At 61.6% G+C, this 23,859-nt stretch carries 17 protein-coding genes; 8 read left to right on the forward strand and 9 right to left on the reverse strand.

Annotated elements, in window-relative coordinates:
- Nucleotides 1-32: 32 nt before the first annotated feature.
- The 5 genes from P0D89_RS17200 to P0D89_RS17220 all read right to left on the reverse strand — a co-directional run bounded on the left by P0D89_RS17200 (nt 33) and on the right by P0D89_RS17220 (nt 7,671).
- Entirely contained in the window at nt 33-2,186 is a 2,154-nt protein-coding gene (locus tag P0D89_RS17200) for an 8-amino-7-oxononanoate synthase (RefSeq protein ID WP_408359257.1), read from the reverse strand.
- A 20-nt stretch (nt 2,187-2,206) separates the two neighbouring features.
- The gene (locus P0D89_RS17205; protein ID WP_408376945.1) at nt 2,207-3,535 is read right to left on the reverse strand and encodes a hypothetical protein; all 1,329 of its coding nucleotides are present in this window, start codon (nt 3,533-3,535) and stop codon (nt 2,207-2,209) included.
- 20 nt (nt 3,536-3,555) lie between these two features.
- Entirely contained in the window at nt 3,556-4,530 is a 975-nt protein-coding gene (locus tag P0D89_RS17210) for a hypothetical protein (protein ID WP_408359255.1), read from the reverse strand.
- Between the two features lie 335 nt (nt 4,531-4,865).
- Nucleotides 4,866-5,423 carry an SRPBCC family protein gene (locus P0D89_RS17215; RefSeq protein ID WP_408359253.1) on the reverse strand — a complete coding sequence of 186 codons (558 nt, stop codon included), beginning with the start codon at nt 5,421-5,423 and terminating at the stop codon, nt 4,866-4,868.
- A 16-nt stretch (nt 5,424-5,439) separates the two neighbouring features.
- A complete protein-coding gene (locus tag P0D89_RS17220; protein ID WP_408359251.1) occupies nt 5,440-7,671 on the reverse strand; it encodes a SulP family inorganic anion transporter in 2,232 nt (743 codons plus the stop codon).
- A 424-nt stretch (nt 7,672-8,095) separates the two neighbouring features.
- Here P0D89_RS17220 and P0D89_RS17225 point away from each other — a divergent pair, with 424 nt between their 5' ends.
- The 3 genes from P0D89_RS17225 to P0D89_RS17235 all read left to right on the forward strand — a co-directional run bounded on the left by P0D89_RS17225 (nt 8,096) and on the right by P0D89_RS17235 (nt 12,871).
- Nucleotides 8,096-11,380 (forward strand): adenylate/guanylate cyclase domain-containing protein, encoded by a 3,285-nt coding sequence (locus P0D89_RS17225; RefSeq protein WP_408359249.1) that lies wholly within the window; start codon nt 8,096-8,098, stop codon nt 11,378-11,380.
- 234 nt (nt 11,381-11,614) lie between these two features.
- A complete protein-coding gene (locus tag P0D89_RS17230) occupies nt 11,615-12,307 on the forward strand; it encodes an NnrU family protein (protein WP_408376931.1) in 693 nt (230 codons plus the stop codon).
- Nucleotides 12,308-12,562: 255 nt separating this feature from the next.
- Entirely contained in the window at nt 12,563-12,871 is a 309-nt protein-coding gene (locus P0D89_RS17235) for a GFA family protein (RefSeq protein ID WP_408376932.1), read from the forward strand.
- Nucleotides 12,872-12,880: 9 nt separating this feature from the next.
- Here P0D89_RS17235 and P0D89_RS17240 read toward each other — a convergent pair whose 3' ends face one another.
- Entirely contained in the window at nt 12,881-13,288 is a 408-nt protein-coding gene (locus P0D89_RS17240; RefSeq protein WP_408359243.1) for a GFA family protein, read from the reverse strand.
- A gap of 440 nt (nt 13,289-13,728) precedes the next feature.
- On the opposite strand from P0D89_RS17240, the gene P0D89_RS17245 reads away from it, so the two are divergent.
- The gene (locus tag P0D89_RS17245; protein WP_408359241.1) at nt 13,729-14,214 is read left to right on the forward strand and encodes an adenosine-specific kinase; all 486 of its coding nucleotides are present in this window, start codon (nt 13,729-13,731) and stop codon (nt 14,212-14,214) included.
- A gap of 138 nt (nt 14,215-14,352) precedes the next feature.
- On the forward strand, nt 14,353-15,276 hold the full coding sequence (locus tag P0D89_RS17250; RefSeq protein ID WP_408359239.1) for an ATP adenylyltransferase family protein: 924 nt from the start codon (nt 14,353-14,355) through the stop codon (nt 15,274-15,276).
- 119 nt (nt 15,277-15,395) lie between these two features.
- Here the strand turns inward: P0D89_RS17250 and P0D89_RS17255 are convergent, their stop codons facing one another.
- The gene (locus P0D89_RS17255; RefSeq protein ID WP_408376934.1) at nt 15,396-16,262 is read right to left on the reverse strand and encodes a sigma-70 family RNA polymerase sigma factor; all 867 of its coding nucleotides are present in this window, start codon (nt 16,260-16,262) and stop codon (nt 15,396-15,398) included.
- Nucleotides 16,263-16,431: 169 nt separating this feature from the next.
- On the opposite strand from P0D89_RS17255, the gene P0D89_RS17260 reads away from it, so the two are divergent.
- Nucleotides 16,432-16,755 (forward strand): hypothetical protein, encoded by a 324-nt coding sequence (locus tag P0D89_RS17260; protein WP_408359235.1) that lies wholly within the window; start codon nt 16,432-16,434, stop codon nt 16,753-16,755.
- Between the two features lie 114 nt (nt 16,756-16,869).
- Nucleotides 16,870-17,445: a class I SAM-dependent methyltransferase gene (locus P0D89_RS17265; RefSeq protein WP_408359233.1), complete on the forward strand. Its 576-nt coding sequence runs from the start codon at nt 16,870-16,872 to the stop codon at nt 17,443-17,445.
- 235 nt (nt 17,446-17,680) lie between these two features.
- Here the strand turns inward: P0D89_RS17265 and P0D89_RS17270 are convergent, their stop codons facing one another.
- Nucleotides 17,681-19,528 carry an FAD-binding oxidoreductase gene (locus P0D89_RS17270; RefSeq protein ID WP_408359231.1) on the reverse strand — a complete coding sequence of 616 codons (1,848 nt, stop codon included), beginning with the start codon at nt 19,526-19,528 and terminating at the stop codon, nt 17,681-17,683.
- Between the two features lie 236 nt (nt 19,529-19,764).
- Nucleotides 19,765-20,904 carry an acyltransferase family protein gene (locus P0D89_RS17275; RefSeq protein WP_408359229.1) on the reverse strand — a complete coding sequence of 380 codons (1,140 nt, stop codon included), beginning with the start codon at nt 20,902-20,904 and terminating at the stop codon, nt 19,765-19,767.
- Nucleotides 20,905-21,448: 544 nt separating this feature from the next.
- Between P0D89_RS17275 and P0D89_RS17280 the strand changes: the two genes are divergently transcribed.
- The gene (locus P0D89_RS17280; protein ID WP_408359228.1) at nt 21,449-23,845 is read left to right on the forward strand and encodes a phosphoketolase family protein; all 2,397 of its coding nucleotides are present in this window, start codon (nt 21,449-21,451) and stop codon (nt 23,843-23,845) included.
- The last annotated feature ends 14 nt before the right edge of the window (nt 23,846-23,859 follow it).

The following is a 23,859-nucleotide window of genomic DNA, read 5'->3' on the forward strand; positions in this document are numbered from 1 at the left end:
GCCTTGCCCGTTGCCTTGCGTGTTGCGCCAGGTCACGCCACCTTGATTCCTTTCTGCTCATTGAGGCGTCGCAACAGGTGCATACCAGGCACCTGCACGTCCACCGGTTCAGCACCCACGTCGATGCCCGTCACGGCACGGTACGAATGGATATACGTCTGGATCTCCGGCCGGAAAAACGCCGCCCAGTTCGCCGCGTTGACCGGATCGTTGACCGAGTTCCAGTCGCTCCAGCGGATCGACGACACGATCTGTTCACCGGTTGTCGCGAGTTGCCAGAACTGATACGTATTGGTGTCGCCCCAGCCCTGCAGCTTGCGCATGCTTTCCACCGAATGCATCCACGGTTCCGGATACGCGACCATCGCGCGACGCGGCAGGTATTCACGGAACTCGGGCCGCGCGAGCAGCCACTGCTGCATCATCATTTCCACACGCGACGTGGTCGGCATATCGCGGAACTGGTTATGCGCGCCTTCTGAGAGGATCAGATGCACTTCACGCAGCGCGTTGAGCAGCGGGAAACCATCCGGCACGACCGTGGTGTCGTCCGCCTGACGGAAGAACGGCACGCACAGGTTCAGCAGCGTATGGAACGCGGCGAGAAACTTGCTGCGGTTGTCGGCGGCGTGCATTTTCGGCACGGCGCGGCCAATCAGCCTGAAGCCGTATTCGTGCTGATATTCCGCGGCGCGCCGCTCGATCGGCAGACGATGCTGCTCGTCCTGCACCCAGCCCCAGATCAGGTTGTTCAATGGCCGCAGCGCATCGAGTTCGATCTGGTTCAGCGGATCGCGCGGTCCGCTCGACACATTCTGGAAGCGGCGGGAGATCGCATTCATCGTTTGCACGAGTTGCATCTCCTCCATCCAGTAGCTCCATATCAGCTCGATCAGCGGGGGGTAGGCCAGCTTCGCGGAGATGTCGTTGTTCCAGTACTCCAGCCACAGGCAGCCTTCACGACAACCCATGCCGGCGCCGTCGTTCCTCGTCGCGTCTGCGAATGCCTCTTCCGCCGACGCTGCGGCGTCGGTGCCTTGCAAGGCCTGCACCACCCGCCGAAGGTACGGCAATGTGGGGGACCCGGTCTTTCCGAAGTACTGTTCGCCGAGCGGCCCTTCAGCCGTAATGGTCAGGCCCAGGCGCTCATTCGCGAGCCGGAGCGCCTCGGGATCGAAAGCCAGCAGCGTTGCGATCTGCGGCAGGTCAGGTCCTCTAGGCACCACGCCGCCCCACGTAACGACAAACGCTTCAGTTGCCACCTTCAACGCACGATACGCATCGGTATCGGTGAAGGGCAGAAAGCGGCGCCGGCTCAATTGCTGCGTACCGTCCAGCATATGAGGCCGCAACGGCTTCGCCTGGCCGCTCGTGCCGGAGTCACCCGCTGCCGAACCGCCGGGAAAGAACAGTGCGTCGATCTGACTGGCGTAGTTGGTCCAGCTCAGCATGTCCGCGTTCAGCTTGATCAACAGCCACAGCGCGACGTCGCCGGTCAGCGGCCGGGTGGTGCGTTGCAGATTGATCGTCTTCGAGGTCTTGTAGTCGCCATCGGCCGGCCCGGAACTGGCGCCGATGGGATCCAGCGGAGGCTGATCTTGCCCCGCCGAACCGCTTGCCATCAGCATCGTCGATCGCCGGGTGATGAGTTGCTTCGTATTGACGCTCGGGGCAGCGGCGGCCGGTTCGGCACTCCTGACGACGAGGCGATCGGCTTCTGGCACGCTTGCCTGCGCACGTTCCTGCTCGCCTGCCGACGCCGGCGCTGCTTGCGGCAATTCCGAGGCGTCTTCGGCGGGTTGCTTCGGAATGGGCATCTGATAGGTGAGCGTGATGCTGTTGGCGTGAACCAGTTGCATCAGGATCTGTGTGTTCAACGAACGACCGCCCTTCGTGAAATCGACCAGTTCATTGAGCGCACTGTCGAGTTCCTTCGCCTGTGCGGCCAGATGCTCTTTGCCGTCATGCAGCGAGATTTCGACTTCGACCTCGACCGTCTCGCCCGGTTCGAACGCCAAAACCGGATCGTCGGTCGTCGGAAAGGGTTTGCGCTCCCGACCCATATGGCAGGAGATCGTCACATACTTGCCACCCGCGCTCACCGGATCGTGTACCTCGTATTTGCCCGTGTTCTCGTTGAAGTTGCCGGCCAGCATCAGCGTGACAGGGAATTCTTTGGAAGCCATCGTATTTCTCCTTCAGAGAATCATGCGTATGCGGCAAGAGGCGTACTGATCGTCTCGCGCTGATTGAGCGCGACGCTCAGTTGCGCACTACCCGCGCTCCATGGCAAGTAACCGGCAAGCGCCCAGCGCTGCAACAATTCGGCAATCACCTTCAACTCCTGGCTCGCCGGCAGCAGACCGCTGTAGCGCGCCTGGCCCAGCACCGCGAACGCAAGCGTCGGCGTATCGGCGAGAAGCTGTTGCGGCCGCAATTTCACCGCGTGCCACACGCGCAGAAGATGCTGGGGATGCCGGTCCGGCAGCCGCAGTGCGGCACCCAGACTGCGGCCGCGCAGTGCGGGAGGATGCATCGCCAGCAGCACCGCGACGAACTGCGGGATCGCGCGGTCTAGCGCATCGAACGCCTTGCGCTGCCCCGGGTTCATCTGCGAGCGCGGATACAGCCTTTCCCACACCTGCTCCAGTTGATCCCATTGCGGATGCGGATAGAGCGCCTTGCCCATTGCGACAGACAGCTTCACGCGTATCCACGGCGCCGGATGCGGATCGTCCAGGTTGATGCGAAGGACGAACGCAAGCGGCAGGCTGACGACGCTCATCAAACCGCAGGTCGCCGCGATACCCACTCTCGAGACCGCCCACAGGTCGGCGAGAATCTCACTGATCCAGCGCTCCCACGCGCCCCACACCGGATGTCCGCGAGCCATTCTTCCCGGCGACGCGCGCTTGTATGCATTGGCCAGATCGAGCAGCGCCGCGGCCTGATGACCGACCTCGTGAAAGAGCGACGCCGCGACGCCGGTGCCCACCATCCGCTCGCGCGGCATTCTGATGACGGCCACCGGGTTGTTGCCGCCGCCGGGCAAGCGCGTCCGCGCGCGCCGGATCGCGCCGCCATGCCCGCGCTCGACATAGCAGATGACAGGCGGCGCGGCGATGGGGACGCCCGGTTGTCTGAGCCCGTCCTGCGCGGCGACGTCGAGTCCCGAAAGCCAGACGCCGGTGCCATGCTGGCTGCGTTGCGTAAGCACTTCTGCGAAGATCTCGAAGTGCGTCAGCGCCGCATGGAAGAACAGCTTCAGCAACGCATAACGACGCTGCGCCAGCGCGACGTTGTGCGGCGTGGCGGCCATCTCGCGCAACTGCCGCAGGAAGTGCGCGATGTGCACACGCAGTTGCCGCCTGGCCGCCTGCATGTGCTTCTCGATTGCCGCCATCGCTTCATCGCTGACGTTTGCCGCCGGCACCATTGGCATTTGCAGCGCGTAGGGCAACTGCGCGTCCAGACGTGCACGGATGCCGAGCACTTCCTGTTCGAGCAGACGCAGCGCCTGGGCGCAAGGACTCATCGCGGAGGACATCGCGGCGCTCAGTAAGCAGTGCGATGCTGCGGAGTCAGGTACAGAATGATCGCGCGTCCGTTGCGCGACCGGCGCCAGTGTCCGCTATGCGCCATGCCATGCCCAACCGGTGTGCCGCATGAAGGACAACTGGTGCCAGCGGGAGCGCCGTAACCGCTCTGGCCATAGCCGGGCTGGCCGTAACCAGTCTGGCCATAGCCGTTCTGGCCCAGGCGCGCTGGCATGCCTGGCGCGGCACCTGGCTGCGGCACGCGGCCAATCGACGATGCCGGCCCGAAGATCGGCGTGGGGTTCTGACGCGCCGCGTTAATACCGTTTTGGGCGATCGTGCGCATCGCGGTCAGGAGTCCCGGTGCGACCTGACGCGCGCCGCGCAGGAACGCGATACGCGCGGCTCGGGCCGGCGGAACATGCGGAGGAACCGAACTGAGATGATGGGCCGCGTGCTGGCCGATGCGCACCAGCCGGCGTGCAACTTCGAACTCGCGGTCTTCGTTGCTCAGCCCTTCCAGTTCGAGCCCGAGCGCGCTACCTGCCATGCCGGCCAGCTTGCCGCCGATCAATCCGCCAGCGCCCGGCACGACCAGATTCCCCAAGGTGCTGCCGACAATCGGCAACGCGGATTTCACAGCGGACTTGAGGATTCCGCCCAGCGCCTTGCCGGCCGACGACTTCGCGAAGTTGGTGGCGGCACGCCCAACCGATTTGATAAGACCGCCGAGGAACTGCTCCATCTCCTGTTCGGAGTTCACGGCGAGGAGTTCGGCGGCGAGTTCCATTTCCTGCATCTCGCCGGACATCTCGGTCTCGAACTCGTTTTCGAATTCGGTCTCGCCGCCCTCGAACTCATTCTCGAACTCGTTGGCAAATTCGCTCTCCAGCTCCTGACCAAACTCGCCAGCCAGTTCCGGGGAAAGCTCCTGTTCAAACTCGTTGTAGCCAGGACCCCAACCGCCGGGCCTGGAAGTCCCGATATCGTGCATTTGCCTCTCCTTGACTGAGGTTGGCGAGAACGGAATCTCGCGTGCTCCGTTCAATGCAGAGGGCGTGCCAGCTGGAGAAAATCATCGGATGGGTTGATAGACGAGGCTTCGAGCCGGGCGCCGCGTGACCGGAAGCGAATCACGCTTCGCAGTTCCGCGCGCAAAGCGGCATGCCCCACGAAGCTTGCTTCGCCGGTTCCTCTTTGCAGTCGCCGCTTTTGAGTTTTCGCGGCGAGCGCTCCAAGGCCGATCTGACTGAAATGGTCTACGCGCTGGCGGAACGCGGCAACTCTGCACTCCTGCTGTCCCGTGACCCGGTCGGGCAGCAAGCGCTGCTAATGCTGCAATGTGCCGTTCAGAAGGCTCTTCAGTCGCATAACCGCCTCGTCGGATTCCGCCTGAATCCGCGCACGCAGAAAAAGCCAGTTGAGTATCGCGAACCACAAAGACGGCGCACGATACGTGAACTCGCGCTCGAAGCGCGTTCCGTTCGCGGTCGATGTCAGTGAATACGTGACGCTGCCCGCCGGCCTGCGATCAATGACTCCTTCTATAGTCCACTTGGCCGGAGGCTCATGCGTAGTGACTGTCCACGTCACGCTGCCGCGTCTGCCCGCCACAAGAAATTCCTCGACCACCCGCTCGCCCAGATCCAGTGGATGGTCAACGGCACCTCTGACCGCAAGCGATGACGGATGCCAGACCGGCCAGTGAGCCGGTGTCGTGACATAGTCGAATACGACCGTCGGGGGAAGTTGAATCGACGCGACCGTAACGACATGCGTTTCGAGCCTGAACATTTGCGGCAACGGGACAAGAAGCAATGCAATGACGACGAGCAACGTCAATATTGCCGTTACGTATCGGGTAAGGTTTCGGTTGGCGCTTTTCATTGGCGAGGCCTAGCTATCAATGAAACGCGCGCAAGGCCTCGTCCGCGACGGCAAGCCGTGACGCCATGACCTTGACTACGAAGCGATGAAATTGCTGCGCGGTCACCGGATCGTCGTGTTCGAGCGCACGCAACGACTCGAGCGTCAAACGCCGCACGCGCGCGGGCTCCTCCGCGAGAACGTCTGCGCTGCGCGCCTGTTGCGTGTACACCGCCATTTCGCCGACGATCGTGCCCGGCCCGTACGAGCGCAGCCTGAGGGATCTCCCGCCCGCAAGCGGCAATAAGACAGCAACACGGCCACGCTCGACAAAGTACACAGCGTCCCCCGGTTCGCCTTGACGGAATACCGGCTGCCCCGCGCCCAGTTCGCGAACGTCCAGAAGGGCCAGCAGTCTGTCGAGCGCGCATGGTGTGAAATGCGGCGCGAGCATCGTCGGGAAATCCTCGTCTGCGTGAGGCAGCGCACGTAGATCCGACCGGAGCAGCGTATCTTCGACCCATTCCAGACCGGCATCCAGCGTCACGAACTCGTGAATCCGCAGGTTCAAGGTGCCGGTCTTCATGAGCAGTTCTCGCGAGCGTGCCGGCAGCCCCGTCAGCACCAGATCCGCATCATTCGTCGCGCACAGTTGCCGGAGCTTGACGAAGCTGACCGATACCGAGGCGTCCATGCCGTTGGTCAAAGCAAAGTCGAGCACGACAAACCGGACGGGTATCGGACTTTGCGTGACCAACCGTTCGCGCACCCGGTGCAGGATCGAATTGGCCATGCCAAAGAACAGGAACCCCTGCAAACAGGTTCCGCACACCTGTGCGCCGAGTTCCTGCAGCCGTCTGGTTGCCTCGATACTGCGCTCGACATTCGATGCGCGCGTACTGCCATCGAACTCCATGCGAACGCAACTGACGCGGCCGTACAGCAGGGCGAACATCACACATGCGGCGATCACCCCCGCCACCACACCCGTGACGACGCCATAGAACGCAATTGCGCCCAGGATAAGCGGCACAAGCAGATACTCGTGCCAGTTGAGCTTGCTATACGCACCAACCAGCCACTGGATCAACAGACGCAATCCCAGGAAGAGTTGCAGCCCGACCAGCACCGGCACCGGGAATAGCGCCACGAGGCCAGGCGACACGGCCAGCACGACCAGGCACGCGAGGGACGCGAATACGGCCGCCAGACGACTGGTCGCACCCGCGCGCGCGTTGAGCATCGATCGGTTGAACGACTGGTAACCCACCATGCCGCCCAGCATCCCGCTCGCGATGTTGGCGATCCCGGCTGCCCGCATCTCGCGGTTCAGATCGATGTCTTCTCCCGTGGCCGCGCCGATCGCTGTCGAATTCATCAGGATCGTGATGGCCGCAATCGACGTGACAACGAATGTCTCCGGCAAGTGGGCGCCGATTGCCGACCAGTCGACGCCTCCGTGCGCCAGCGATGCTGGCAGATGCAGTTCGGGAATCCGCATGGGGTGCAACGCCACGCGCGGGAGCAATAGGCGCGACTCGCGGGCGTCGTCGATCGACAGGTCCGAGGCAAACAGCAGCAGGTAGAACAGCGCGATGCCGAGTGCAAGGGTGATCGGCAACGCCGCTGCATGTTTCCATGTGTGCGACAGGAGCGTGGCTAACGCACCCACCACGAAAGCGGGCGTCCATGCCAGCCAGTTCAGATGCGTCACCAGTGGCAATGTGTGCCAGCTCAACGGCTCGCCGGTCACGACTCGAAACGCGCCAGCCAGCAGCAGATAGCCCGTGCCGGCAAGGAAACCACCGACGACCGGGTAAGGCAGGAATTGCAGGGAACCACTGCGCCTGGACGAGCCGACCGCATACAGAATGACGCCCGTCACCACCGAACACAACGCGATAGCGAACAGTACCGTCAGCAGGATGGTCTGCGGTGTACCGCCGTCAGCCCGTACGCTGCTCGCGACGCCTGCCGCGACTCCGGCAAGAAACGCCGCCGCGTTGCCGTCAGGTCCGGCGATATTCACGCGCATCGAACTCATCAACGCGATCACGAGTGCCGTCACTACGCAACTGATGAACGCGGTGGGTACGCCAAGCCCGGCGTAACGCGCGAGATCCGCGCTGAAGATCAGTGTGCCGAGACTCATTGCGTAAGAGAGCATGACCAGCATCGACACCATGCCGGCCGTCAGATCTCCGGCCACCCCCCGGATGCGCGAACCGGAGTGGACCTCGGATGAGGAAGCTGTCGTAGCTGGCTTCACAGTGTTTCCCGTGAGGGCGGACACAATCGCGCCTGGACTGAGCGGTTCGCGTTTCGTGCTGCGGTTGCGCCGGGTTCGAACGTCACCTATCGTTTCGGATGACGAGCGACAGAACGTTGCTTGCCTCGTCGCCCGAGACCGTGCGCGAATCCTTATCAAGTATCCGTCGTGGCCTCGACCAGTGTCAAACGCACGGCCGCACGTCATCACGCGCGGCATCCATCTCCTTCACGCTGGACGTACACTGTATTTTCGTCAGGAATGCCTTGGATACGGAATCCGCTGCAACTGCGATCGTCCGGCTAAGGGCGGTGCATCGATTCTTATGACAGGCGGATGCAACGCAACCCGGCGGACATGCAGTTCGGCAGATTGCGTTGCGACGGAATGCGCACGTTCGAACACATCGGATCAGGCGGCGGCGATGGATATCGGTCAGTGGCTGCATGCAGTGGGGCTTGAACAATACGCACCGGCATTTGCCGCGAATGACATCGACCTCGCCATGCTGGAGCATCTCGACGACGCGGACCTCAAGGAGCTTGGCGTCGTCTCGCTCGGCCACCGCAAGCGTCTGCTGGCGGCGATTGCCGATCAGCGCGCCGCCACGCCTTGCGAACCGCCGCCCACTGTGAATGCGCCTGCGAGCGAGCGCCGGCAAGTCACGATTCTGTTCGCCGATCTGTGCGGTTTTACCGCGCTGTCGCAAACGCTCGATCCTGAAGAGTTGCGCGAGTTGACCGGCCGCTATACAGCGCTCGTCGACGGAATCGTCCTCGGCTACGGCGGGACGGTCGACAAGCACATCGGCGACGCCGTAATGGCCATCTTCGGCGCGCCACGCGCGCACGACACCGATCCGCTGCGCGCGGCGCGGGCGGCATTGGAGATTCATGAGGCACTTAACGAACTGGCCGGGCAAGCGTCGCCTCCGCTGCGAGCGCATGTGGGCATTGCCAGCGGAGAGGTGGTCGCGGGGCCGCTCGAGCGCGCAGATGTTCAGGACTACACGGTGCTCGGCGACTCCGTGAACCTCGCTGCCCGGCTGGTCGCTGCCGCCGGCCCTGGTGAGACGCTGCTCTCGGAGAGAGTCCATCGCGCACTCGGTGACTGCGTGATGAGCGATGCGGTCGGCGAAATGCGCTTCAAGGGAATTGACTCGCCGGTACGCGTGTGGCGTCTACGCGGTCTCGCGCTCGAAGCCGTTTCCGCCAGCCGCGGTGTTTTTGTCGGTCGCAGGGCCGAATTCGAGCAGTTCAAGGGCCTTGCCCGCGCCTGCCTCGAACAGCGGGCCGGTCACGTCGTCTACGTACGCGGTGAGGCTGGAATCGGCAAGACACGGCTCGTCGAAGAGATGCGCCGGTTCGTCGAAACGCTGGGCTTTGCGAGCCACCGCGGCCTCGTGCTGGATTTTGGCATGGGCAAAGGCCAAGCCCCGATCCGCACCATTGTCGGCAGCCTGTTGGGCCTGTCGTCTGAGGCCGGCCCGGATGAACGGCGCGCCGCCGCAGAACGGGTGGTCGCATGCGGGGCTGTCAGCGGCGATCAGCTCATGTTTCTTCATGACATCCTCGACCTCACGCAAACCGGGGAGTGGCGCACGCTTTACGACGCGATGGATAACACTGCGCGCACGCGCGGCAAGCGCGCCGTTGCAGCAGCGATCGCGGAGGATGTCTGCCGCCACAAGCCAACCATGATCGTCGTGGAAGACCTTCATTGGGCCGACCCACAGGTGCTCGGCTACCTGGCCGCCTTCGCCGTGGCCATCGCGAACGGTCCAGGCCTGCTTGTGATGACTTCGCGGGTGGACGGCGATCCGCTCGACGCGGGATGGCGAGCGAGTTGCCACGGCACTTCTTTCGCCACCATCGATCTTGGTCCGCTGCGCAGCGACGAGGCGCTGACGCTGGCCGGCACTTTTATCGATGCAACCCAGCGCGTCGCGCTCGCGTGCATCGAACGAGCCGGCGGCAACCCGCTGTTCCTCGAGCAACTCCTGCATAACGCCGAGGAAGGCAGCGCCGAGGCGGTCCCCGCAACCATCCAGAGCCTCGTGCTGGCTCGCATGGACAGGCTGTCTTCGCGAGACCGCGAGGCTTTCCAGGCTGCCGCGGTCATTGGACAGCGCTTTGGGCTCGCCTTGTTGCGGCGGCTGATCGATGCAGCAGACTACGTTTGTAACGGGCTCGTCGCCAACGCGCTTGTCTTACCCGATGGCGAAGACTTCCTGTTTGCCCACGCGCTCATCCAGGAGAGCACCTACTCGACGCTGCTACGAGCGCGCCGGCGCGAGTTGCACCGCCGGGCGGCCGACTGGTTCGCAGCGACCGACCCCGTACTGCGCGCCCAGCATCTCGATCGCGCCGAGGACGAGCGGGCACCGCAGGCCTACCTCGAAGCCGCAATCGCACAACGCGCGACCTACTTGACCGAAGCGGCATTCCGGCTAGTCGAGCGAGGTCTGCAAATCGCGCCAAAGGATACGGATCGCCACGCCCTGACCTGCTTCAAGGGCGAACTCCAGCGAGATCTCGGCGACATCACAGCGTCGATCGCGACGTACCGCGCGGCCGTGGCCGCCGCACCCGACGAAGGGGATCTCTGCCAGTCCCAGCTTGGGCTCGCCGAGGGTCTGCGAGTGAGCGAAGGCCTCGACGAAGCTCTCTCCCTGCTCGACGCGGCCCAGCAAGTGGCGCAACGGCTGAACAAGGTGCCTGAACTCGCGCGCCTGCATCATCTTCGCGGCAACATCTTCTTTCCGCTCGGCAGAATCGAAGATTGCCGCATCGAGCACGAGCGTGGCCTCGCCTATGCACAGCGCCTCGGCTTGCCGGAAGCAGAGGCGCGCGCGCTCGGCGGGCTCGCGGATGCTGCCTACGCGCAAGGACGTATGCGCACGGCCTTCGAGTACTTTAGCCGGTGCGTCGCATTGAGCCGCGAACATGGCTTCGGCCGCATCGAGGTTGCCAATCGTTCGATGACAGGCTTTAGCCGGATCTTCCTCAACGAGGCATTCGTGGCCCGCGAAGATGCAAGCGCCGCCGCACACGCGGCCGCGCTGGTCGGCCAGCCGCGCGCGCAAATGCTGTGCGAAACGCTGGGTGTTTTTGCATGCTACGAAATGGGCGACATGAATGCTGCGCTCGCCCATCTGGAGCGCGAGATGCAGATCATCCGTCAACTGGGAGCGCGTCGCTTCGAAGCGCAGAACATGGAAATGCGAGCGCGCGTGCTGCTAGATAGCGGGCATCGGCGAGAGGCCGCTCTGTTGCTACGTGAAGCACTAGCGATTTGCCGCGAAGTGGGAACTCAATTCAGCGCACCCAAGGCCGTGAGCGCACTGAGCCGCGCGGTCGAGGACGATGGCGAGCGCATGCGTCTGCTCGCTGAAGGCGCCGAGATGTTGCGGCGCGGCGCGGTTGGCCACAACCATTTGTGGTTCTACCGCGACGCCATTGAAACGATGTTGAACGTCGGCGAACCGGCAGCCGCATTGCGCTATGTCAGCGCCCTCGAAGACTACACGCGCGTCGAACCGTTGCCGTGGGCGGAGCTGTTCGCGGCCCGTGGCCGTAGTCTCGCTCATGTGAAGCAAGACCCTTCTAACGAAGAAGCAAGACGCGAACTCGAACGTGCACGCGGAGCCCTTGTGGAAGCGGGCTTCAACAGCTATCTGCCTGCGGTGGACGCTGCACTCCTCGTGTAGCTCGGGCGTTGCCCGAAGCATCCCATTGGTTCGGCTAGCGCAGTAGTATGTGGGCGAAACCGATTGATAGCGCCGGAAGGACGCCGACGAAGGACATGCCGCGCCAACGCAGCGGCCAGCGCCGACGCGCACTAAATCGAATTGGCGCGACGCTCAACCCGGTCTTTGCAGCACACGAAGTAGTATTCTCCAGTGCAGACGGTCACCCACCGATTGACTTGAGGAGCCAGGCCAATGGGAAGCATCAATGCAGTTGTGGCGGCGGCAGTCGCCTTCGTGGGCAGCCACTTTCTTCTGTCCCATCCGCTGCGCAGGGGTTTGGTCCGCGCAATGGGTGAAGCGGGGTTCCAGGGCGTCTATTCGCTGGTTGCGATCCTGACATTCGGCTGGCTGATTCTGGCTTACCGAAAGGCGCCACTCTCCGCGCCACTATGGCCGGTAGGCAACGGGCTCTGGGCGGTTGCGACTGTGCTCATGCTGATCGCGTCGATCCTCCTGATGGGCTCCCTGATCCGCAACCCGGCGCTGCCCACTGGCGGCCGGCCCGGCTCGTTCCCTGAAGCGGCGCGCGGCGTGTACGCGGTGACACGCCACCCGATGATGTGGTCGTTCGCGCTTTGGGGACTGTGCCATATCGCAGTGTTCCCCGTAACCCGGAACATCATCCTGGCCGCAGCGATGGTCGTCCTCGCGCTCGTCGGCGCAGCATTACAGGACCGGAAGAAGCAGCGGCTACAGCCCGATCTGTGGCCCGCATGGGAGGCGAAGACAAGCTACCTGCCGTTCGCGGCGATCGCCGCCGGCCGTGCACAGCTCGGCGGGTTCGGCTTGCACGCGCTTTTGGGCGGCCTTGTCGTTTGGCTCGCAGCGACCTGGGCTCATATTCCGCTCGCCGGTTGGCCAGCGGGCATTTGGCGCTGGCTGTAGCTGCTGTAGACAGTAAAGCCGCTTATGCGAGCGGGTCAACGGACAATTCACGCCCGATTTCGGACGCGGGCGGAGGTAATAGTCTGGTATTCCCCGTTTGGTCAAGACGGTGCTCGGCTAAGCTCCGATCCGGCGCATCTATCCCTTTAGGCCACCCGTCAGTTATGACAACATCCACGCCAAGGCTGGTCGATTCTGTAAAGATCACGTGGGGGTTTCGTTTCATCGAAGCGGGCGTCGCCTTGATGACGGGGCATGGCGTCGCAAATTCTCGCCAAACAAATCGCAGGATCATTTCAACTGGAGAAGATCCATGTCGAATCCATGGATGGGGCGCTGCCTTTGCGGCGCGGTGCAGCTTCACTCGGGCAACTCATCTGTCATTGCCGGGATTGTCAGCGCGCTTCCGGCTCGGCAGGTTTGCCTGTCATCGTAGTGAGAGGCACAGATTTCTCATTCAAAGGGGCAATCAGGACTTATACGACGATCGGCGGCAGCGGGATGCCAACAACGCGCAATTTCTGCCCACAAGAAATTCCCCAACATTTGAGAAGAGCGCCCTGACCGGCAAAATCAAAGATGTCGGCTTTCCGAAGGCGGATTGCTCCAATCATTCTGCAGTCCATTCTGATAGGTAACCGGCGCATTCAGCGCTTCGTCGACGTCAAGTTCTTCGAGACACATGATGTTCACATTGATATACGGGTACCCTGTTGCGTTTGGTGTATCCACGCGATCAAATACGTGGACACCGCACCGTTTGCAAAACGGGTGATGAGCTACCGGATTTTCACCCTGATATTCCGCAAGTGCGGTTTCACCGGAAAGGAGACGAAACTCTTCCCGACGAACCGTGACGTGCCAGAATCGCAGCCTGCTACAGAAACTGCAATTGCATTTCAACGTACCATTGTCGAAATCAATCCGAGCTTCAAACCTCACTAGTCGGCAATGGCAACTTCCGAGGTATGTACGCAGCATTGGGCTCTCCAATGTTTATGGATACACTCGGCGCGAGTTTTGAGGATCGCGGTTTACCTGTTTGCTTTATATCTTGTGATTGGCGTTAGCCAGAATAATCGCGCAGCCAATGAGCTTCGCACTTTACCTTAGTCTTGCCGTGTCTACACCTTGACGTCGACTATCTGTGCCTGACCGGGCTCCCCTCCCACGTTTCGACGCGACTGTCACAGTCGGAGCTGCAACGCCGCGGAGCGCGTACATGGATGCCGACCGGCAACGAGAAAACAGCAGGCTGGCGAGGCCTCATCGGCGAACGGTGCTTTCGCTGACGGGCGGTTAGTACTAGCCTAGAAGATGGGGTAAGGCGGCGGACTGGCTGGCGACAATTTCCGAAATCACAATCGCCGGTGATCTGCTCGTCTCTACCTGTGCGCTGTCGTAATGGAGCGAGGTCCGATATGCAATTGTCCGCCGTCACAATCGTCAAGCCCGAAGCAACTAACTTCATCCTCGGGCAAACCCATTTCATCAAATCCGTAGAGGATATTCACGAGGCAATGGTTGGCACCGTGCCCGGCATAAAGTTCGGCCTGGCGTTTTGCGAGGCTTCCGGCAAGCGCCTCGTACGCCAGTCCGGCACCGACGAGGGCCTGGTCGAGATGGCCTGCAAAAACGCCATGAGCGTCGCCGCGGGCCACAGCTTCTTTGTTTTTCTGGGGGACGGCTTTTACCCGGTCAATGTGCTGAACGCGATCAAGGCGGTGCCCGAGGTATGCCGGATCTTCTGTGCGACAGCGAATCCCGTCGAGGTGTTGATTGCAGAAACGAACCAGGGCCGCGGCATCGTCGGTGTGATCGACGGATTCTCGCCGCTCGGCGTAGAAGGCGCGGAAGACGTGCAATGGCGCAAGGATCTGTTGCGCACGATCGGTTACAAGCTTTAGCGGCCATCACGCGCAGGCCGTTCCGTGTGCCGCACGGGCTGTCGTACCAGGTCGGAGGCAGCGCTACATGGGCTTCGTATCACTGCGCGCGGCAATCAATGATCGTGCCCGATCACCAACGTGTCTTCCCAACGAACCATGGAAAATCGCCGCCTCGCCCCGGGAACCCTGTGGCCTGCCATGCTGCGCCAGGCCACGCACGCACTGCGCTGCGGCGCGCTGCAACCGATCGAGACCTTCCAGGCGGTGATCGAAAGCGGCGGCATCCGCTTTGTCGTGCGGCAGGTCTCCAGCCTGAGTCGCAAGGAGCAGCAGCGTCGGCAAACGCGAAGGCTTCATGGCGGAGAGCGCCCATCGGTGAATCCATTTCTTCCCTACGACCCGGATCTCTTTGTCGCGGACATCTCGGACACGCATCTGGCTTTGATCAACAAGTTCAACGTCATCGACAATCATCTGCTGATCGTCACCCGCGATTTCGAACCGCAGGAAACTCTCCTCGATCTGGCCGACTTCGAGTCGCTGATTACCTGTATGGCCGAGTTCGACGGCATCGGCTTCTACAATGCAGGCGCTGAAGCGGGCGCGAGTCAGGCGCACAAGCATCTGCAAATCGTACCGCTGCCGCTCGGCGACTCCGAACCAGCGGTCCCCATTGAGCCCATTCTTGTGTCCACGCTCATCGATGGTCTGGCGCAACGCACACCAAGCCTGCCATTCCGGCATGCGTTCGCGCGCCTCGAACCTGGCACTGTGACCTCCGCGGATGCGGCGCAGTCGCTCCTCGCCTGCTATCGTGCGCTGCTCGAAGCCGTCGGCGTCCGAGCGGTTGAGGTCAGCGGTGAACTTCGTCAATCGGCGCCCTACAACCTGCTCGTTACACGCCGATGGATGATGCTTGTGCCAAGGTCGGAAGAGCGTGTCGAGGGAGTATCAATAAACGCACTGGGATTCGCCGGATCGCTCTTCGTGCGCGACGCGGCGCAGATGCAGGTGATCGAGCGGCTCGGCCCGATGGCCGCGCTGAAACGAGTCGCGCTGCCTGCGATCGCCCTGCGATAGCGGGCCGATGCGGCCGCGCCAGCCGCGTCGACAGAACACTTGCCCGCCAGTCCGTCACAATGCTCGATGAGACCTGCGATACCCCGATGTTTTTAACGCTCCCGGCCACGCGTCGCCCGTCACAGCCGCTGTACGGTGAGACTTTCCATGACATAAGGCGCGTACCGGAAGTCACGGATCGCGACGATACGGCCGTCGACCCAGTCGAGCAGGATGACATACGCGACGCGGGCGGCGGCCACCACCGGATCGGTGACCAGCAGCACAGGGCGATGCTCCGCCCAACCCAACGCGAGCGAACAACCGGGCGCCTCTGCATAACGTGTGAAATAGATCGAGACGTCTTTGCGCCCCGTGAGTCGCGTTCGACTTACAAGGTCGAGGCGGACTTCCTCGGAAAGCAGATCGCGCAGCGCGTCGAAGTCACGGGCGTTGAAGCGCTCCGCGTAGGCGCGCAACCGCTCAAGATCGGCTTCGGCGAGGCGCGGCAGCGCTGCATCGGAAACGTCGACCAGCTCCCTGAGCCGGCCGCGCCCCCGGTGCAGCGCGGCCTTAACCGCGGGGACACTGACGCTGAGAATCGCCGCCGTTTCCGTTAGCGAATAGCCGAGCACATCCACGAGCACCACGCATGAGCGCTGGATGATGGACAAATGCAGGAACATGGCGAGGCTCGCAGCCGCCGCCACTCTCGCATCGGCCTGGGCGCCGTGGTCCGCCAGATTCGCCAGTGCTTCGTCGGACTCCACCAGACCTTGCCGCTTGCGGCGGCGCAGCGCGTCCAGCGCCGCGTTGTGAGCAATGCCCAGCAGCCAGCTTTCCGGCCGCATGATCTCGCCGGCAGCGGGAAATGCCGCGGCAGCATTGAACAGCGCTTCCTGGACGACATCTTCGCCGTCGAAAGCCGAGCCCATCATACGCGTGCAATACCGGTGCAGGCGCGGGCGCATCGCCGCCATCAATTGAGTCAGTCCATCCGAATCCAAAGCGCAAACCTCCGTTTGATCCAACACGCCAATATCGGATAGACGTTCCGGTCTCCGAAAAGGATGCGGTCCTGCAAAAATTCTTGTAACCGCGCATCCTTTTGGCTGTTGCTGTCGTCTCTACGTTTATCGGCGCAAACCGGCGCCGGAACCGTGAAAGGAAAATATCATGCAACGACTGACCTTGGTACGTTACGCCGTCAAGCCTGAACAGATCGCGGAAAACGAAGCGCTCTCGCGGGCCGTGTTCGATGAGCTTCGGGCTACGGCGCCCGAGCACGCGGCCTATGCGCTCTTCAGAAACGGCCGCGAGTTCATCCATGTCTTCATGAATCTCGCCGCTGACGATTCGGCGGTCGTCACCGATCTTCCTACCTTCAAGGCGTACCAGAAAGATTTCGCAGGACGCTGCGAAGCGCCGGCCGAAGTCTTGCGATTGGGCCTCGACATGCTGGACTCATACGGTTTGCCAAATGGCTCGGCAGCGCGCTGAATCAGGCGAATCTGCTTTGGGTCCTGCGGTGCTGGCCAAGGGTTTCACCAGCACCGCCGATGCGGACCAGAACTCGGCATTCACGGCCGCGGTCCTGGCATGGAACGGGCAACAATGAGTGGCTTCGAACGCGTTCTAATGCGGACGTTCGGTCGCCCCGAGGGCATTCTCGGCCGACTCGGCGGCATGGCTATGGCAAGCATGAACCGACCGTGCGCGGCCTGGACAATCGATCTTCTCAAGATGCGCACAGACGACCGAATACTTGAAATTGGATTCGGACCAGGCGTGGGTATCCAACTTCTCGCCGAGGTGGCGTCGGCCGGACATGTAGACGGCATCGATCCGTCACAGGAGATGGTCGAGCACGCCGTAGCCCGGAATGCCGCTGCGATCAAACGCGGTCAAGTCGATCTGCGAATCGGCTCAGCGGAGTGCTTGCCATTCGAAGACAATACTTTCGATAAGGCACTAGCGATCAACTCCATGCAAGTCTGGCCGGACCCCGGCGCCAGCCTGTCGGAGACCCGGCGTGTCATGAAGTCCGGCGGCACCCTTGCACTGGGTTTTACTATCCATTCGGGCCAAAAGAAGAGCGGATTGATAGAACGACTTGCGGCGGCTGGCTTCGTCGAAGCGAGATTCGAAGAGATGAATAAGGCTTTTTGCGTGCTCGCTGTCAAACCGTAACTGGGCGCATTAAGGCCAGTTGATCGTGACGCACCGTTAGACGACTCAAGAGTCGATGTCTGCTTTATGCATTCGACCCGAGCAATGCATGACTGACGGACTCAGGACGTGAAGCAGCCTGTCAACATTCACGTTAGCGGACGGTCATGACCGATTGGTGCGGGGAAGCCTCAATACCAGATTTTGAAACGCGTCGCCCGCTGAACCACGTGTACGAATTCGAAAGTCGACTACTTCATCCGAATCTAGTGAAACCTTCGGCGCTCCAGCGTTCGCTCCCTACGCCGTGATGAACGAAGAACAAACCATCGGGATCATACCGATCCTTGACGGCGAGCAGCCTGCTGTAATTCGAACCCCAGAAGGACCGCTGCCACTCTGCGTTAAAAAAATCGCTTTCGGCGACGTAAGAACCGGGGTGCGGAACCAGCTTGCGAACTTCATCCATTGCACGCCCAATAGCCCGCGCGTTCCTGCGCGCCAACCCGGTGTCCGGTTCGTGGCCCTGGATGCCCGGATAGGCTGGCGGACCTTCCGCCGCGGCGATAAGCAACGCGAAGGCGTCTAACGCGGCAGGATTCGTGGCGGTATTCCTTGCCGCAGCGATGGCTTCGTCCGGCGCACCCGCCAGGCCCTTATTGACGTGCAGCGTCACGCTCCAGTGGCGGGTCGCGGCAAGCAGTGTGTCGGCCAGCGCATGACGCCGGTCATCTTGCAGCAAGGCCACGGGAAGCCATGCGGACTCGTAGCCGTGCAACACTTGTCCCGCCTCTCCCCGGTTACCCGACCAGAAGACATTGTCCTCAGGGGCGCCTGGCCTGTCGTCGGTACTGATGAAACCGAGGAGTTTCTTGAACATCGTCGGAGCCCAGAAACCGCGGGCTGAGGTTGCCACGATCTTGAGCGGGGAGAACTCGACCTCCAAATCATCCGGTTCGCGAGCGACCGTCTCCATGAACGGCCGCCAGACTGCTTGCGCTTCGCTGCGGCTGAGCCCCTGGAACACCATCGCGATCTTGAGGACGTTGTCGCGGCGCAGGGTGATCTGTTCGCCCCAGTGCGGATTCAGCAGATTCTGTTTATAGAAGTCCACCATCAAGCCGATCAACCGGCGAAACGCGGGCGCCGATGCGGCCTTGACCGTCATGTTCACCGCGCCGAAGGTCTCGGGCAATTCGTGGACCCGCAGCGTAAGTCGTGTGACCACGCCCAGGCTGCCGCCGCCACCGCCTTTCAGCCCCCAGAACAGATCAGGATTCGTGCATGCATTAGCGATCCGGACGGCACCGTCCGCCGTAACAACTTCGGCTTCAAGCAGGCTTCCCGCCGCCAGTCCATATGCCTTGGAGAAGCTGCCGAACCCGCCGCTCTGGATCGGGCCGGCCACGCCGACCGTCATGCAGCCGCCGCCTTGCACATAACCACCTGCATGCGTAGTGACCGCGTCATAGACATGTGCCCAGAGCGCACCGGCGCCGACCGTGACTGCCCGCACCGGCGAGGTGTGCCCCTCGCATCCCTCACCAATGAACGCATCCTGCAAGGTGATGTCGTTAATTTTTCGCGTCCAGATGAGTAGAGAGTCCGGCGCATTCGACGTGCCTTGATAGCTGTGGCCCCCGCCCTTCACCACCAGACGCATATTGTGCCGGCGTGCGAAGTCCACTGCGGCGACCACGTCGTTCGTATTGCGGGCGGCCACCGCATACACACTGGGCATTGATGTCCACGCATCTACCCAGCCGAGGGACTGCGTCAGGCCCACCTCGTCGCCGAGAAAATAAGGATTATTGAGTTCCTTGAATAGCTGCCTGCAGTCGTCACTGTCGGGTGAGTTCAGGCACGTCGCCAAGGGCGCTCTCACCTTGACCAATGCATCGCCGACTTGCTGGCTGAGTTCGTTCCACTGAGTCTCGGACGGCCAGCCCGGCTTGCCAGGACGCACGCGATCAAGCGTTCCGGATGCCGGCGCTTGCGCCGAGGCGAGCATCTGTTTCCGAGCGCCATGCGAAAATGTGATTCCGACCGCAAATTGCAAAATACGTCGTCTTTTCGAGGACGTGGTTTTGTTTGAAGATTTCATCGGTATGCGTGAAATCGCGATATGGTCGCAACTCGGATCACTGAAAAACCCGCGGAACTCTTCTAATAATGGAGTGACCGGAAGACCTGCCTGGAAGCGTTCGAAGTCTGCCAGACGGGCTGATTCAAATCATTAGCCCCTGGCCCACTGCCGGGCAGATTATCAACGACTAAGCGTTCGAGGTCGAGTGACCGAGCGTGCCCGACTTGAAAACGCCACGCGCCCGGGCTTTTCCATCAGTCGCGGGCGGATGCGCTTCCGTCAGCGGCCTTTCGCGATTTGCCAAGCGCAGACGCCCGCGCGCACCGTTCCTTGCGGGCGTTGTATAAAACCTTCCCCAACCGTTCTCCGGGCCGTTCGACGTAACGGCGCGAGAGCGTAGCGGTGACGATCGTTGTGCAAAGGACGATGACTGCGAGCACGAGCACGGATGCCAACGGGTGCACGCGTACTCGTACCGTTCCGAGCATCCCGATGACTAGCGGCGTGAGCGCAAAAAGAATTGGGAAATGCAGAACGTAGACGCTGTAGGAGATGTCGCCGATGAATGCGAACGGCCTGTTTTCGAGTGCCGGCATCGACGCCTGGCTGTGGTACAGGCAATAGACTACGACGAACGAGATCAGCATTTCGACGTTCTCTTCGGCTTTCATGTGCATGCCGAGCTTGTCCGTCGTCATGTGCGTGAACAGCAACGCAATCAACGCGATGGCTGCCGTCGTGCGGTATGGGACGTTGCGCGCGGACGGCAAGAAGGGAATGGCGGCGCCGAGTCCGAAGGCGAATGCATAATGCACCGAGAACACCCGCGGGATCGGCAGCAGGGCCAGCAGCAACAGACCGGCGAGCAGCGCCAGCCGCTTGTGTGGATCGCGGACGAGCAGATAGATGACCGGGAAAGCCAGCGAGTAGAGCAGCTCGATACGCAACGTCCAGAGCGGCCCGTTCAAATGCACATAGAATCCCAGCATGGACAGCGCGACGAGCTTTGGCGTGGGCGCCGAAGGATAGGCCTGCCATGCTGCCCAGGGACTATAAAGCCCGGAGTTGAATCCCTGCGGCGAGCGAATGATATGCCATAGGCATATCGTCATTACGATGGAAACCCATAAGGCGGGATAGATTCTGAACACACGTCGCACATAAAATCTTGTGATCCAGGGCGCGTGTTGCGTGCCCGAGTGGCTTCCCAACGACACCGCAAGCACACAGGCGCTCAACACGAAAAAGATCTGGACGGCAGCGGATCCATTGAGCAGGCTCCCAACGAACCGGCTTGAAGAAACCAGCGAAGGGTTGCCGGCAAGGAGGCGCGGCAAGTCGAGAATGCTCCAGACGTGCGCCATGACCACGATCACGGATGCGAAGCCGCGCAATGAAGTGAATGCTTCGATGTTTCTGCGGCCGTTTCCGGCGCGGACTGGCACGTTGGCTTGAATCATGGCGAGGACGCAGTCTACCCGTAGGACGCATCGGTTCGATGAGTCTCGCGGCACCGCGACTGAAGAATTCGATGTAGCTTAACCAAGTATCAGGCGACACTTTCTACGGGGAAATGGGTCCGTCACAAAGACCCTATGAATTGGCGCGATCAGCAGCACGGTGCAGCTCAGGCGTGGGCGATTGTGTCCGTTTTCAGACAAGACCTGGCATAGCGGTCTTTTGCGGCCTATTTGCATCACTGTCGTCGTATGCCGCCCGGATAGTGAGCGGCAAGCACATGGAATTGCCCTTGAATTCTGTGCCAGGTGACATATGCTGGCGTGATATATGCCTGTCTGCTTTGTGTAGCAAATTCGATTTAGAGAGGCCGCCAACAGGCGCGACACGGCCCCACAAATACCGAAAAGCGCGGATGCAGCGCATCCTGTCACAGTTCGAACCCATTGGGATGGGGCTGCATGTTCAGGAGACGTCGCTATGGGCCAGCGTTCCACTTCAAGTGCTGCACAGCAGGATACCCTCGACTCCAACGAACTTCGACTGATCGATGCCTGGTGGCGCGCATGCAACTACCTCTCGGTCGGCATGATCTATCTGATCGACAATCCCTTGTTGAAGGAGCCGCTGAAGGTCGATCACGTGAAGCAGCGTTTGCTTGGGCATTGGGGTGCAAGCCCAGCGCTTTCGTTTGTCTGGGCGCATCTGAACCGTGTCATCAAGCGCGACGACCTCGACGTGATCTTCATGGCCGGCCCAGGCCATGGTGCTCCTGGCGTGCTCGGTCCCGCCTATCTGGAAGGCACCTATTCGGAGGTGTATCCGGATAAGAGCGAAGACGCTGAGGGCATGCAGAAATTCTTCAAGCAATTCTCGTTTCCCGGTCATATCGGTTCGCATGTCACACCGGAGACGCCCGGCTCGATTCATGAAGGCGGCGAACTGGGTTACAGCCTGTCCCACGCATATGGCGCCGCGCTCGACAATCCGGACCTCATCGTCGCCTGCGTGGTCGGCGACGGCGAGGCGGAAACGGGACCGCTCGCCACGGCCTGGCATTCGAACAAATTCGTCAATCCTGCTCGCGACGGCACCGTGCTGCCGATTCTCAACCTGAACGGCTACAAGATCGCCAACCCGACCATCCTCGCGCGCATCAGCCACCGGGAACTGGAGGCGTTGTTCGAAGGCTATGGCTATAAGCCATTCTTTGTCGAGGGATCGGACCATGCTGAGATGCATGAAAAGATGGCCGCCACGCTCGACACCATCATTGCGGAGATTCGCGCGATTCACGAGAAAGCGCGCGCGGGCGGCGAGCCCGAGCGGCCGCGCTGGCCGATGATCGTGCTGAGAACGCCCAAAGGCTGGTCTGGACCCAAGGAGGTCAAAGGCCACAAAGCCGAGGGCTCGTGGCGTTCACATCAGGTGCCGTTCGGCGATGTACGCGACAACCCCGATAGCCTCGCGCTGCTGGAAAGCTGGTTGCACAGCTACAAGCCCGACGAGCTTTTCGATGCCGACGGGCGGCTGATGCCGGAACTGCGGGCGCTCGCGCCAACCGGGTCAAGACGCATCAGCGCGAATCCGCACGCGAATGGCGGAGTGTTACGCAGAGAGTTGAAGCTGCCGGATTTCCGCTCCTATGCGGTCGAGGTCTCTCACGCGGGCCAGGTGCTTCAGGAGAATACGCGGCCACTAGGCGAATTTCTACGCGACACCATGCGCGCCAACATGAGCACTTTCCGCGTGTTCGGCCCGGACGAAACGGCTTCCAATCGTCTGCAAGCGATCTACGAGGTCAGCAAAAAAGTCTGGATGGGCGATCTGCTACCCGAGGACGAGGACGGCGGAGAACTGTCGCGCGACGGCCGGGTGATGGAAATGCTCTCGGAGCATACGCTGGTGGGATGGCTCGAGGGCTATCTCCTTTCGGGGCGGCATGGCTTCTTCCACACCTACGAGGCATTTGCGCATGTGGTGGATTCGATGTTCAACCAGCATGCGAAATGGCTGGACATCTGCAAGAACCATGTGCCGTGGCGCGCGTCGGTGTCGTCGCAAAACATCCTGTTGTCGTCGACCGTGTGGCGGCAGGATCACAACGGCTTCTCGCATCAGGACCCGGGCTTCATCGACCTCGTCACCAACAAGAGCCCGTCTGTCACGCGCGTCTACCTTCCGCCGGACGCGAATACGCTGCTCGTGGTGGCCGACGAATGTCTTCGTTCGACCGACTGCATCAACATCATCGTGGCGGACAAGCAGAAGCATCTGCAGTTCACCACCATCGACGAAGCGGTCGTGCACTGCGCGAAGGGACTGGGCGTGTGGCGGCGCGCGAGCAACGACGAGGGCGAGGAGCCGGACGTGGTGATGGCATCGTGTGGCGACGTCGCCACTCAGGAAGCGCTGGCGGCGACGGCAATTTTGCGCGAGCGGCTGCCGGAACTCAAACTGCGCTTCGTGAACGTGGTGGACCTCTTCAGGATGCAACCCGCGAGCGAGCATCCGCACGGCTCGACCGAACGCGAGTTCGACAGCCTGTTCACGGTGGACAAGCCGGTGATCTTCAACTTCCACGGCTATCCGTGGTTGATCCACAAACTGGCCTATCGTTTCCGCAACCACGAACATCTGCACGTGCGCGGTTACAAGGAGAAGGGCAACATCAACACGCCGCTCGAACTGGCGATCCTCAATCAGGTCGATCGCTTCAATCTGGTCATCGATGTCCTCGACCGCGTGCCGCGATTACAGGGCAGAACGGCGTATCTCAGGGAAGACATGAAAAACGCGATCATCAGCAACCTGAACTACGCGCACACACAAGGCATCGACCGCGCCGAGATCACCGACTGGGTGTGGCCGGACTGAGTACCCCAAGGGAA

The sequence above is a fragment of the Paraburkholderia sp. RL18-085-BIA-A genome, from assembly GCF_046027075.1.
Lineage (GTDB): Bacteria > Pseudomonadota > Gammaproteobacteria > Burkholderiales > Burkholderiaceae > Paraburkholderia.